Source organism: Pseudonocardia endophytica (assembly GCF_004339565.1).
In the GTDB taxonomy this organism is placed as follows: domain Bacteria; phylum Actinomycetota; class Actinomycetes; order Mycobacteriales; family Pseudonocardiaceae; genus Pseudonocardia; species Pseudonocardia endophytica.
This window is the reverse complement of sequence record NZ_SMFZ01000002.1, coordinates 2642668-2656873: the sequence shown is the minus strand read 5'-3', so window position 1 is coordinate 2656873 and position 14206 is coordinate 2642668. Positions and strand designations below refer to the sequence as shown.

Genomic DNA, 14206 nt, shown 5'->3' with positions numbered 1-14206 from the left:
GAGTGAGTCCTGTCCTCTTCTAGAGCTTGTCGATGAAGTCGAAGATCTCCTCGTCGCTGGCCGTGACGAGGTGGTCGGTGTCCCGGGTGTCGGTCGGGGCACCGCCGAGCCGGGCGGCCGCCTCCTGCAGCAGCGCGGCCAGCCGGCCGTGCTCCTCGGGCGGCGCGCCGGAGCGCTCGAGCTGCCGGGCCACCTCGGCGACGGCGTCGCGGAGGATCTCCTCGGGTTCCGGCGGCGCCGGGACGAGCTCGGTGAGCAGGTGGTCGGCGACGGCCCGCACCGTCGGCTGGTTGAACACCAGCGACGCGGGCAGCCGCAGCCCGGTCTGGGCGCTCAGGCGGTTGCGCAGCTCCACGGACGTGAGCGAGTCGAAGCCCATCTCGCTGAACGGCTGGTCGATGTCGATCCGCTCGACGTCGGCCTGGCCGAGCGTGGACGCGACGTGCGAGCGCACGGTCGCGGTCAGCTCGCGGCCCGCGTCCGGCGGTGCCATCGCGGCCAGCCGGTCGGCCAGCGCCGGGCCCGCTGCGACGGCCTGCTGCGCCGGGCCGTGCGAGGCGCGCGGCCGCCCGACCATGTCGCGCAGCACGGCGGGCACCTCGGCCCCGGAGGCGCGCAGCGAACCGGGGTTCCAGTTCGCGGCGACCACCGTCGGCGTCCGTGCCTCCCCGAGCGCGGCGTCGAACATGGACAGTGCCTGCCGCTCGCTCAGCGGCAGCACGCCGGAGGCCGCCATCCGCGCCGTCGAGACGGCGGACAGGTCCGCGGCCATGCCGGCCGCCCACAGCCCGTACGCGACGGCGACGGCGGGCAGCCCGCGCTCCTGCCGGTGCCGGGCCAGCGCGTCGACGAACGTGTTCGCGGCCGCGTAGTTGCCCTGCCCGGCGTTGCCGACCAGGCCGGCGAGGCTGGAGAACAGCACGAACGCCCGCAGGTCCAGACCCGCGGTCAGTTCGTGCAGCAGCCACGCCGCGTCCACCTTCGGCGCCAGCACGCTGTCCACCAGCTCCGGCGTCAGCCGCTCGATCGTCGCGTCGTCGAGCACCCCGGCGGCGTGCACGACGGCCGACGGCGGCGTCTCGGCCAGCACGGCCGCCAGTGCCGCCCGGTCGGTCACGTCGCACGCCCTGACCAGCACCGAGGCGCCGGCCTCCGTCAGCCGCCCGACGAGGTCGTCGATCCCGGGCGCGTCCGGGCCGCGCCGGGACACGAGCACCAGCTCCCGCGTGCCGTGGCACTGCACGAGACGCTCCGCCACCAGCGCGCCGAGCCCGCCCGTGCCGCCGGTCACCAGGACCGGTCCGCCGTCGAACACCGGCGGTGCGGCGGCGTCGTCGTCGCGCCGCACGATCCGCGGGACGCGGACCTCGCCGCCGGCCACGACGCACTGCTCCTCGCCGTCGTCTAGTGCGGCGGCCAGCAGCCGCCACGCCGTCTCCTCGTGCTCGACGTGGGCGAACCCGAAGCGGCCGGGGTGCTCGACCTGCGCGCTGCGCACCAGGCCCGCGATCGGCGCGCCGACCGGCGAGTCCGGGTCGAGCAGGAACACCAGGCGCGCGTCGGACAGCCGGTCCTCGGCGAGCCAGCGCTGCATGGTGCCCAGCGCCTCGGCCAGCCCGGCCCGCACCGCCTCGCGGGGATCGGTGCCCCACGTGGTGTGCACGCCGCCCGCGGCCAGTACCACCGTGGAGCCGTCCGGGACCGCGGCGACGTCCGCGCAGACCGGCGCCGTCACACCGTCGGTCTCCAGCGCCCGCGCGACACCGGCCGCTCGGGCCGGGTCGCCGACGACGGCCCAGCTCCGGTGCTCCGGGGCGTCGACCGGCTCGACGTCCAGCACCACCCGGTCGATCTCCCGCAGACCCGACGTCGTCGTGGCCGCGCCCGCGACCGGGCGCAGCAGCAGCTCGTCGATGCCGCCGACCCACCGGCCGTCGGTGGCGTACAGGTCGACCCGGTAGGCGGTCCCGTCCCGGACGACGCGCACGCGGAGCGTGTCCGTGCCCGCGGCGTCCGCGCGGATCCCGGCGAACGTGTGCGGCACGAGCAGCTCCGTGCCGTCGTCGGTGCCGTCGTCGGTGCCGTCGTCGGCGCCGTCTGCCAGGTCCAGCACGAGGACGTGCAGGGCCGCGTCGAGCAGTGCCGGGTGCAGCAGGTGATCGTCAGGGCGGACCGGCAGCCGCACCTCGGCGTACCGGTCGGCGCCGTCCCGCCAGGCGGCGACGAGGCCCTGGAACGCCGGGCCGTAGCGGTAGCCCCGCTCGGCCAGCCGCCCGTAGGCGCCGTCGAGATCCACCGGCTCACCGGGCGGGGGCCACGGCAGCGGCGCGCCCGGGACGGTGCCCTCCGCGTCCAGCTCGCCCGCGGCGTGCCGGACCCACTCGTCCTGACCGCTGCGGGCGTGCACGGCGACGGTCCGTCGCCCGCTCCCGTCCGCAGGACCGACGCCGACCTGCACGTCCACCGCGACTCCCCCGTGCAGCACCAGCGGCGCCTCGACGGTCAGCTCGGCGACCGAGCCCGCACCGACGCGGGCGGCCGCGGCGGCGGCGAACTCGACGAACGCCGTGCCCGGCAGCAGCACCTCGTCGCGGACCGCGTGGTCGGCCAGCCACGGCGTCGAGTTCGACGACAGCCGCCCGGTCAGCAGCACGCCGCCGTCGGCGACGGGCACCACGCGGTCGAGCAGCGGGTGCGCGCGGTCGACCGGGTCGAGCCAGTAGCGCGTGCGGTCGAACGCGTACGTCGGTGCGGCCGCCCGGTCGGAGACCGGCCCGAGCACCCGCGGCCAGTCCACCGCCACGCCGCGCACGAACGCCGTACCGAGCGCGAGCCCGAACCGCACCGCTCCACCCTCGCCCCGCCGCAACGACCCGACGGCCGCTCCGCCGGCCCCGGCGTCGGACAGGACGTCGTCGACGGCGCCGACCAGCACCGGGTGGGCGCTCACCTCGACGAAGGCGGGTGCGACGAACCGCTCGACGCACCCGCGCACGGCGGTGTCGAAGCACACCGGCTCGGCGACGTTGCGCAGCCAGTAGTCCGCGTCCAGCACGGACCCGTCCACGAACCCGCCGTCGCACGACGAGCTCAGCCCGATCTCCGAGTCCACGGGGGACAGCTCGCCGAGACGTTCGACGAGCGCGTCGCGCACGGCCGCCACGTGCGGGGTGTGCGCCGCGTAGCCGACGGGCGAGCGCCGTAGCTGGACGACGTCGCCGCACTCGGCGACGAACTCCTCGACCGCCTCGACGTCACCACCGACCGTCGAGCTCGACGGGCCGTTGTCCACGGCCACCCACAGCCGTCCTGCCCACGGCGCGATCAGCTCCGCGGCGCGGTCGGCGGGCGCCATCACGGACACCATCCCGCCGGACCCGTCCAGTTCGGACAGCACGTCGGCGCGCACCACGACCACCCGGGCCGCCTCGTCCAGCGTCAGCGCACCGGACACGCACGCCGCCGCGATCTCGCCCTGCGAGTGCCCGACGACCGCCGCCGGATCGACGCCGACCGCGCGCCACAGCCCGGCCAGCGACACCATCACCGCCCACAGCACCGGCTGGATCACCCGCGAGTCCCACAACACGGACTCGTCGCCCGCGTGCAGCACGTCGATCACCGACCAGCCCGCGTGCGCGGCCACCGCCTCGTCGCAGCGCCGCAACCACCGCGCGAACACCGGGCTCTCGTCGAGCAGGCGCACCGCCATCCCGGTCCACTGCGCACCCTGGCCGGGGAACACGAACACCGGGGCCGGGTCGGCCCCCGCGCCCGCACGGCCGGAGACGACGCCCGCGTGCTCGTCGCCGCGGGCCAGCGCGTCCAGAGCCGCGACCAGCTCCTCCCGCGAGTCCGCCACGACGACGGCACGGTGCGCGAACGCCGACCGGGCGGCCAGCGCCCTGCCGACCTCGGCCAGCTCGTCGGCCGAGCCGGCCCGCTCGGCCGCCGCCCGCAGTCGCGCGGCCTGCAGGCGCAGCGACGCGGCCGACCGTGCGGACACGGTCCAGAGCAGCACCGCGGATCCCAGCACCGGCTCGGGCGGCGCCGGCGACTCCGGCGACTCGGGTCCCTCCGGCGGCTCCGGCCCCTCCGGCGGCTCGGGCGCGGGAGCCGACTCGAGGATCACGTGCGCGTTCGTGCCGGAGATGCCGAAGCTCGACACCCCGGCACGCAGCGGCCGGTCCCCCGCCGCCCAGTCCCGGGACTCCGTCAGCACGGCCAGCCCGCTCGCGTCCCAGTCGATCCGCGAGCTGGGCTCGTCCACGTGCAGCGTGCTCGGCAGCGTGCCGTTCCGCATGCCCAGCACCATCTTCATCACGCCCGCCACACCGGCGGCCGCCTGCGTGTGCCCGATGTTCGACTTCACCGAACCCAGCCACACCGGCGCGTCGGCCGGCCGGCCACGTCCGTACACCGCCTCCAGGGCGGACGCCTCGATCGGGTCACCCAGCGCCGTGCCCGTGCCGTGCGCCTCGACCGCGTCCACATCGGATGGTGACAGCCTGGCGTCGGTCAGGGCCTGCCGGATCACGGCCTCCTGCGACTGGCCGTTCGGGGCGGTGAGCCCGTTGCTGGCGCCGTCGGAGTTCACCGCGACGCCGCGGACGACGCCGAGCACGGTCCGCCCGGCCCGTCGCGCGTCGGACAGCCGCTGGAGCACCAGGAGCCCGGCGCCCTCGGAGAACACCGTGCCGTTCGCGCCGTCCGCGAACGCCTTCGCCCGCCCGTCGGCGGCCAGGCCGTTCTGCCTGCTGAACTCCACGAGCGTGCCCGGGTTGGACATCATCGTCACGCCGCCGGCCAGCGCCAGCGAGCACTCGCCGCGGCGCAGCGACCGGACGGCCAGGTCGATCGCCACCAGCGACGACGAGCAGGCCGTGTCCACGGTCATCGCCGGGCCGCGCAGCCCGAACGTGTAGGCGACGCGGCCGGACGCGACGGACAGCGTCGTGCCGGTCAGCAGGTGACCGGCCGCCCCGCCCGCCGGGTCGTGCCAGCGGGGGCCGTAGTCGCTGTCCATGGCGCCGACGAACACGCCGGTCAGCGAGCCGGCCAGGCTCGACGGCTCGATCCCGGCGCGCTCCAGCGCCTCCCACGACGTCTCCAGCAGCAGCCGCTGCTGCGGGTCCATGCCCAGCGCCTCACGCGGGCTCAGGCCGAAGAACTCGGCGTCGAACCCGTCGGCGTCGTGCAGGAACCCGCCGTGGCGGACCGGCGGTCCGCCACGACCGGCGTCGTCGCCCATCAGCGCGTCCAGGTCCCAGCCGCGGTTGGTCGGCAGGCCGGAGATCTCGTCGGACCCGTCGGCGAGCACCCGCCAGAGGTCGTCCGGCGAGGCGATCCCGCCGGGGAAGCGGCAGCCCATCGCGACGATCGCGATCGGTTCGGCGGCGCCCGGGTCGCCCGCGCTCACGCGCTCGTCCCCACCGAGCCGGGACAGTCCGGCTGCCAGCAGCGACGCGACGCGATCGCGCTCCTCGGACCCCGGCTCCAGCCGGTCCAGCTCGGTCGCCGCCCGGTCCAGTGCCGTGTGGACGATCTCGCCCGGCGACGGCGCGGTCGGTACGAGCTCCCGGCCCAGGTACGCGGCGACGGCGGTGACCGTCGGCTCGTTGAACACGAGCGTCGGCGGCAGCCGCAGCCCCGTCTCGGTGCCGAGCCGGTTGCGCAGCTCGACCGACGTCAGCGAGTCGAAACCCATCTCGCTGAACGGCCGGTCGGCGTCGACGCCGTCCGGGTCGGAGTGCCCGAGTGTGGACGCGACCTGGGCGCGCACCAGGTCGACCAGCGTCCGGGCCGCGTCCTGCGCCGCCATCGCGGCCAGACGGGCCGCCAGCCCGGACAGCTCGGCGGGCGCGGCCGCACCCGTCTCCGGGTCGGTGACGGTCGGCGCCGTCCGTCGGGGACGGACCATGCCGCGCAGCACCGTCGGCAGCCGCTCGGGGTCCGCCGCCCGCAGCGCGGCCGTGTCCCACCGCGCGGCGACGACGAGCTCGTCGCGCCCGCCGGCCAGCACGGCGTCGAGCATGTCGAGGCCCTGCTGCTCGCTCAGCGAGCCGACGCCGGTCGCCGCGAGGCGCGCCGTGGACGTCGCGGACAGCTCGGCGGCCATCCCGCTCGCCCACACGCCCCACGCCACCGACACGGCGGGCAGCCCGAGGCCGCGCCGGTGCTCGGCCAGCGCGTCCAGGCCGGCGTTGGCCGCGGCGTAGTTGCCCTGCCCGGGGTTGCCGAGCACGCCCGCGACGGAGGAGAACAGGACGAACGCGCGCAGGTCGAGATCGGCGGTGAGCTCGTGCAGCAGCCAGGCCGCGTCCACCTTCGGCGCCAGCACTGCGTCCAGCAGGTCCGGCGACAGCCGCTCGACCGTCGCGTCCTCCAGCACGCCCGCCGCGTGCACGACGGCCGACGGGGGGTGCGCCGCCAGCAGCCGCTGCAGCGGGACGCGGCGGGTCACGTCACACGCCGTGACCTGCACCGACGCGCCGAGATCGGTCAGGCGGGCGACGAGCTCGTCGGCGCCGGGCGCGTCCGGGCCGCGGCGCGAGACCAGCAGCAGCTCGCGCACGCCGTGGTTCTCGACCAGGCGCTGCGCGACGAGCCCGCCGAGGTCGCCGGTCCCGCCGGTGACCAGCACCGGGCCGTCGGCGTCGCCCAGGTCGAGCGGCTCGCCGTCGGCGGTCCCGCCGCGCACCACGCGCGGGACGAGGACCTCGCCGTCGTGCACGGCGCACTGCGACTCGCCCGCGTCGAGCGCGCCGGCGAGCAGCCGCCACGCTCCGTCTGCGGCCTCGTCGGCTCCGGTGTCGGCTCCGGTGTCGGCTCCGGTGTCGGCTCCGATGTCGGCTCCGATGTCTGCGAGGCCGAACCGGCCGGGGTGCTCCGCGCACGCCGTGCGGACCAGGCCGGTGACCGGCGCGAGCACAGGGGACGAGCGGTCGGCAAGGAACACGAGACGTGCACCGGCCAGCCGCTCGTCGGTGACCCAGCGCTGCATCGTGTCGAGCACCTCGGACAGCGCGTCGCGCGCGGCGTCGCCGACGTCCTCGGCGTCGGACAGGTCGTCGGCGTCGTCGAGGTCGGCGAAGCACGGCGCGAGGACGACGGCCGTGTCGTCCGGGACCGACGAGAGCTCGTAGCACAGCGGTGCCGTGAACCCGTCCGCGCGGACGGACTCCGCGACGCCCGCGGCGCGCGGGTCGGTGCCCACGACGGCCCAGCGACGCGCGCCGGTGTCCGCGGCGGCGACGTCGGCGGGCACCCAGTCCAACCGGCGCAGGTCGGACCCGGCGGACAGCTCGCCGCCGACCGGCCGGAACGCGATCTCGTCGATGCCGCCGATCCACCGGCCGTCGGTGTCGTGGAGGTCGACGGCGTGGCCGGCGCCCTTCTCGGTCACGTGCACGCGCACCGTGTCGGCGCCGCGGACGTCGATCCGGACGCCGGCGAACGAGTGCGGGACGAGCAGCCCGGCGCCGGTCCCGCCCTGCTCGGCGAGGTCCAGCACGAGCACGTGCAGGGCGGCGTCCAGCAACGCGGGGTGCGCCGTGTAGCCGTCCGGGTCGACCGGCAGCCGCACCTCGGCCCAGCGCTCGGAGCCGGAGCGCCACGCGGCGGTCACGCCGCGGAACGCGGGTCCGTACCGGTAGCCGCGCCCGTCGAGCCGCCGGTAGGCGTCGTCCGGGTCGATCGGGTCGGCGACCGGCGGCCACACGGTCTGCGACGGGCCGGGCGCCGCGTCCGCCGTCTCCAGCACGCCGGACGCGTGCCGGACCCACTCGCCGTCCTCGGCCGAGTAGCCGTGGATCGCCAGCGTCCGGCGCCCGCCGTCGTCCGGTGCGCCGACGGCGACCTGGACGTCGACCCCGACGCCGTGGCCCAGCACCAGCGGCGTCTCGACCATCAGCTCGCCCAGCTGGGTCCCGCCGCCGGTGCCGCCGGTGTCGATCCGGCCCGCGGCCGCCAGCGCGCATTCCACGAACGCGGTGCCCGGCACGAGGACGTCGTCGCGGACGCCGTGGTCGGCCAGCCACGGCGTCGAGTTCGGCGACAGGCGCCCGGTCAGCAGGGCACCGCCGTCGGCCAGCCCGACGATGCGGTCCAGCAGCGGGTGCACGCGGTCGGTCGGCTCGAGCCAGAACCGCCGCCGGTCGAACGCGTAGGTCGGCGCGGGCACCTGCTCGCGCACCGGCCCGAGCGCCGCCGCCCAGTCCACCGCGGCACCGCGCACGAACGCCTCGGCCAGCGCGGCGCCGAACCGGACCGGTCCGCCGTCGTCGCGCCGCAACGATCCCACGGCGGCCTGCTCGACGCCGGCGTCACCGAGGACGTCGCCCACGGCGCCGACCAGGATCGGGTGCGCGCTCACCTCGACGAACAGCGGTGACCCGCGCCCGCGGTCGACGCACGCCCGGACGGCGGCGTCGAAGCACACCGGCTCGGCGACGTTGCGCAGCCAGTACTCCCCGTCCAGCACCGAGCCGTCCACGAAGCCGCCGTCGCACGACGAGCTCAGCCCGATCTCCGAGTCCACGGGGGACAGCTCACCGAGACGCTCCACCAGCGCGTCGCGCACCGCCTGCACGTGCGGCGTGTGCGCCGCGTAGCCCACCGGTGACCGTCGCATCTGGACGGTGCCGGAGTGCTCGGCCATGAACTCCTCCAGCGCCTCCGGGTCGCCGCCGACCGTCGAGCTGAACGGCCCGTTGTCCACGGCCACCCACAGCCGGTCCGGCCACGCGGCGACCAGCTCGCGGGCGCGGGCGGCGGACGCCATCACCGAGACCATCCCGCCGGAACCGTCCAGTTCGGACAGCACGTCGGCGCGCACCACGACCACCCGGGCCGCCTCGTCCAGCGTCAGCGCACCGGACACGCACGCCGCCGCGATCTCGCCCTGCGAGTGCCCGACGACCGCCGCCGGATCGACGCCGACGGCGCGCCACAGCCCGGCAACCGACACCATCACGGCCCACAGCACCGGCTGGATCACCCGCGAGTCCCACAACACCGACTCGTCGCCGGAACGCAGCACCTCGATCACCGACCAGCCCGCGTGCGCGGCCACCGCCTCGTCGCAGCGCCGCAACCACCGCGCGAACACCGGGCTCTCGTCCATCAGCTCCAGCGCCATGCCGACCCACTGGGCCCCCTGGCCGGGGAACACGAACACCGGCATCCGGGCGGCGTCCGCGGCGGCGCGCCCGGTGACGACGCACGGGTGCTCCTCCCCGGCGGCGACGGCGTCCAGCCCGGCGAGCAGGTCGTCGCGCGCCCCGGCGACGACGACGGCGCGGTGCTCGAACGCCGACCGGGCGGCCAGGACCCGGCCGATGCCGGCCAGCTCGTCCCACGAGCCGGCCGCGTCCGCAGCCACCCTCAGCCGGGCCGCCTGGGCCCGCACCGAGGCGGCCGTCCGCGCCGACACCACCCACGCCAGGACGGTCTCCCCGAGAACCGGCCCGGTGTCGTCGTCGGCCGGTGTGGTCGCGGGCGGCTGCTCGAGGATCACGTGCGCGTTGGTCCCGGAGATGCCGAAGCTCGACACCCCGGCGCGGCGCGGCCGGTCCACCGCCGTCCAGTCCCGGGACTCCGCCAGCACCCGGACGGCGCCCGCGTCCCAGTCCACCCGGGAGCTCGGCGTGTCCACGTGCAGCGTGCGCGGCAGCGTCCCGTGCCGCATGCCCAGCAGCATCTTCATCACGCCCGCCACGCCGGCGGCGGCCTGCGTGTGCCCGATGTTCGACTTCACAGAGCCCAGCCACACCGGGTCCCCGCAACGGTCCGCGCCGTATGTCTCCAGCAACGCGTGCGCCTCGATCGGGTCGCCCAGCGCCGTGCCCGTGCCGTGCGCCTCGATCGCGTCCACATCGGATGGATCCAGGTGGGCGTCGGCCAGCGCCTGGCGGATCACCAGCTGCTGGGACCGCCCGTTGGGGGCGGTCAGGCCGTTGCTGGCGCCGTCGGAGTTCACCGCGACGCCGCGCACGAGCCCGAGCACCGGGTGCCCGGCGCGCCGGGCGTCGGACAGCCTCTCCAGCACGAGCAGGCCGGCGCCCTCGGCGAACGCGGTGCCGTTCGCGCCGTCCGCGAACGCCTTCGCGCGCCCGTCGGCGGCCAGCCCGTTCTGCCGGCTGAACTCGACGAGGATGCCCGGGTTGGACATCAGCGTGACGCCGCCGGCCAGCGCGAGCGAGCACTCCCCGCGGCGCAGGGACCGCACCGCGAGGTCGAGCGCCACCAGCGACGACGAGCACGCCGTGTCGACCGTGACGGCCGGTCCGAGCAGCCCGTAGTGGTAGGCGATCCGCCCGGACGCCACGCTCGACGTGGTGCCGGTCAGCAGGTGACCGGAGCTGCCCGGGGTGGGCTGGTGCATGCGGGGGCCGTAGTCGCCCGCCATCGCGCCGACGAACACGCCGGTCGCGGATCCGGCCAGGGTGGACGGCTCGATCCCGGCGCGCTCCAGCGCCTCCCACGACGTCTCGAGCAGCAGCCGTTGCTGCGGGTCCATCGCCAGCGCCTCGCGCGGGCTCAGGCCGAAGAACTCGGCGTCGAACAGGTCGGCGTCGTGCAGGAACCCGCCGTACAGGGCGGCCCGGTCGTCCGGGTCGTCCGCGTCGACCAGGGTGTCGACGTCCCAACCCCGGTTCACCGGCACCGACGTGATCGCGTCGGTCTCGTCGGTGAGCACCCGCCACAGGTCCTCCGGCGACGTGACGCCGCCCGGATAGCGGCAGCCCATCGCGACGACGGCGACCGGGTCGTCGTCGGTCCGTGCGGGGACGCGGCCGGCCGGCGCGGGCCCGGCGTCCGTGCCGGACACGCGGTCACGCAGGTGGGCGGCCAGCCGGTCCGGCGTCGGGAAGTCGAACAGGACGGTGGTCGGCAGGCGCAGGCCGGTCAGAGCGGCGAGACGGTTCCGCAGCTCGACCGAGCCGACCGAGTCGACACCGAGCGCGCGGAACGGCTCCTGCGGGTCGACGTCGGTGTCGGCGTAGCCGAGCACGTCCGCCGTCGTGCGGATCACCAGCTCGCGCAGCTCCTCCGGGGCCACCGACGCGGGCTCCGGGTCGCGGCCGGCGGGCTCCGGGGTCACCGCGGCGGGGCGGGCGGCTGCGCCGTCGAGCCAGTGGCGCTCCCGCTGGAACGGGTAGGTGGGCAGCGCGGTCCGGCGGGCGCCCGGCATCGCGCAGAGCGCGTCCACGTCGACGTCCGCGCCACCGGCGAACGCCTCGAACAGGCTGCGGCGCAGGCGCTGCGGGCCGGGCTCGTCGCGCTGCAGCGTCCCGACGACGGCGGCGTCGCACTCGGCAGCGTCGGCGATGTCGGCGAGGCTGCCGACCAGCACGGGGTGCGGGCTGCACTCGACGACGACGCCACAGCCGGCCGCCAGTGCCCGGCGGGCGGCGTCGGCGAACCGGACCGGGTTGCGCAGGCTGTGGAACCAGTAGTCGGCGTCGAGACCCGCGGTGTCCATCGCCTCACCGGTCAGCGTGGACACGAACATCGTGTCCACCGACCGCGGCCGGATCGGAGCCAGCGCCTCGCGCAGCTCGTCGCGCAGGGCGTCCACGGCGGGCGAGTGCGAGGCGTAGTCCACCGGGAGGATCTTCGAGCGGTGGCCCGGCAGGGCCTCGCGCAGCCGGGCCAGCGCGTCGACCTCACCGGAGACGACGACGGCGTGCGGCCCGTTCACGGCGGCGACCGTGACGTCGTCGGGCAGGTGGTCGACGAGGTCCTGCAGCGCGATCCCGATCGACATCATGCCGCCACCGGAGACGCGCGTGATCGCGCGGCTGCGCAGCGCCACCACCCGGGCCGCGTCCGCGAGGTCCAGCGCGCCGACCACGGTCGCGGCGGCGATCTCGCCCTGCGAGTGCCCGACGACGACGTCCGGGGTCACGCCGTGCGCGCGCCAGACGTCGGCCAGCGACACCATCACGGCCCACAGCGCGGGCTGCACGACGTCGACGCGGTCCAGGTCAGGAGAGCCGGGGACGCCGCGCAGCACGTCGGTGAGCGAGAAGTCCACGAACGGCTCCAGCGCCGCGGCGCACTCGGCGATCCGTCGGGCGAACACCGGCTCGTCGAGCAGGTCGGCGGCCATGCCGGCCCACTGCGAGCCCTGGCCGGGGAACACGAGCGCCGTGCCGCCGGGGCGCGCCCGGCCCAGCACGACCGGGCCGGTGGCACGGCCGCCGGCGAGCGCGTCCAGGCCGTCGCGCCACCCGTCCGGACCGGTCACGACGGCGCGGTGCTCGAACACCGAGCGGGTGCGCACCAGCGAGGCCGCGACGTCAGCGGCCGGGACGTCCGGGTGTGCCGCGAGGTGCTCGGACAGGGCTCCCGCCTGCGCCCGCAGCGCCTGCGCCGACCGGGCGGACAGCACCAGCGGCAGGTCGGCCGCCGCGTCCGGTGCCGGTCCCGCGTCGCCGGTCGGCTCCGGGGCGCCGGCGAGCACCATGTGGCAGTTCGTCCCGCCGATGCCGAACGAGCTGACACCGGCCACCGGACGGCCGTCCGGCCAGGCCTTCGTCTCGCGCACGACGTCGAGCCGCAGGTCGTCGAGCGGGATCTCCGGGTGGGGGTGCTCGAAGTTCAGACTCGGCACCAGCGTGCGGTTCTCCAGGCACAGCGCCACCTTGAGCAGGCCCGCGATGCCCGCTGCGCCCTCCAGGTGGCCGATGTTCGTCTTCACGGAGCCGACGTGCAGCGGCTCGCCGTCCGGCCGCCCTGCGGCCAGGGCGTTGCCGAGCGCCGCCGCCTCCACCGGGTCGCCCGCCGGGGTGCCGGTGCCGTGCAGCTCGACGTAGCGCACGTCGTCCGCGCGCACGCCGGCGCGGCCGCAGGCGAGTCGGATGACCTCCTCCTGCGCGCCCCGGCTGGGCCGGGTCAGCTCGTCGCGGTCCACGCTGCCGTTGTTCGACGCGCCGCCGAGGATCACGCAGCGGACGTCGTCGCCGTCGGCGACGGCGTCGGACAGCGGCTTGAGCACGACGACGCCGCCGCCCTCCCCGCGCACGTAGCCGTTCGCGCGCCGGTCGAACGTGTAGCAGCGGCCGTCCGGGGACAGCGCCCCGAACCGGCCGATCGTCGTGCTCGTCTCCGGCAGCAGGTTGAGGTTCACCCCGCCGGCCAGCGCCAGGCGGGTGTCGCCGCGGCGCAGCTCGTCGCAGGCCATCTGGACGGCCAGCAGCGACGACGACTGGCCGGCGTCCACCGTCATGCTCGGGCCGCGCAGCCCGAACAGGTAGGAGACCCGGTTGGCGATCATGCTGCGGTGCGAGCCGGTGAACGCGTGCGCGTCACGGGCCTCGACGTCCACCCGGTCGCCGAGCGTCGCGTAGTCGCTCGCGATCGCTCCGAAGTAGACGGCCGCGGGCGCGTCGTGCAGCCCGGACGGCGCGATCCCGGCGTGCTCCAGCGCCTCCCAGGCCAGCTCGAGCATCAGCCGCTGCTGCGGGTCCATCGCCGCCGCCTCGTTCGGCGAGACGGAGAAGAACCGCGCGTCGAAGCCCGCGACGTCGTCGAGGAAGCCGCCGCGGCGGTACTCGGCCGCCGCCGGCCAGCGGTCGGCGGGGGCCTCGGCCACCGCGTCGTCGCCGGACTGCAGGAGCCGCCAGAACCGGCCGACGTCGGGGGCGCCCGGCAGCCTGCAGGACATCCCGACGATCGCCACGGGCTCGTCGACCACCGGACCGCCGCTGGTTGAAGGCATTCGTCCACCGCCTGTGAATCATGCGAAGAAGCTGGATAAATCCCAGTCAGCATGTGTCTAGGCTCCCGTGACCGGCAAGATGCGGAAGGGGACCGGAGAAGGCGGGGACAAGCTGACGCCGGTGACGTCGTTGACGATTCCCTCCCGGCGCCGGTAGCAATTGTCACATTGTTCGGAAACGCATCACGGGGAGCGACGAGGAGGCAGATCATGGAGAGGACCATCGACAGCGGAACCGATGTCGTGCTCGAGGGCGGGCCGGCGGGCGCCACGCTCGCGGACGCGCTCGTGGCGGCGCTGCCGACCGGCCCGGACCGGTTGAAGATCCCGCACCGCGGGGGCTACGAGCACTTCGAGCGGCACGACGACGCAGCTCAGGGGCCGGTCGTGTACCGGTGGGTGACCCGCACGACGATCGCCGAGTAGCACGCAGGACGACAGGGCCGGTGGCGGACGCCACCGGCCCCTTCGTCGTGAGGC

Annotated in this window: 2 protein-coding genes; one reads left to right on the top strand and one right to left on the bottom strand. The window is 76.0% G+C overall.

Annotated features, from left to right (window positions below):
* Positions 1-19: 19 nt before the first annotated feature.
* Positions 20-13726 carry a type I polyketide synthase gene (locus tag EV378_RS31150; RefSeq protein WP_132431035.1) on the bottom strand — a complete coding sequence of 4569 codons (13707 nt, stop codon included), beginning with the start codon at positions 13724-13726 and terminating at the stop codon, positions 20-22.
* Positions 13727-13936: 210 nt separating this feature from the next.
* Here EV378_RS31150 and EV378_RS31145 point away from each other — a divergent pair, with 210 nt between their 5' ends.
* Positions 13937-14152: a DUF5988 family protein gene (locus tag EV378_RS31145; RefSeq protein WP_132431033.1), complete on the top strand. Its 216-nt coding sequence runs from the start codon at positions 13937-13939 to the stop codon at positions 14150-14152.
* The last annotated feature ends 54 nt before the right edge of the window (positions 14153-14206 follow it).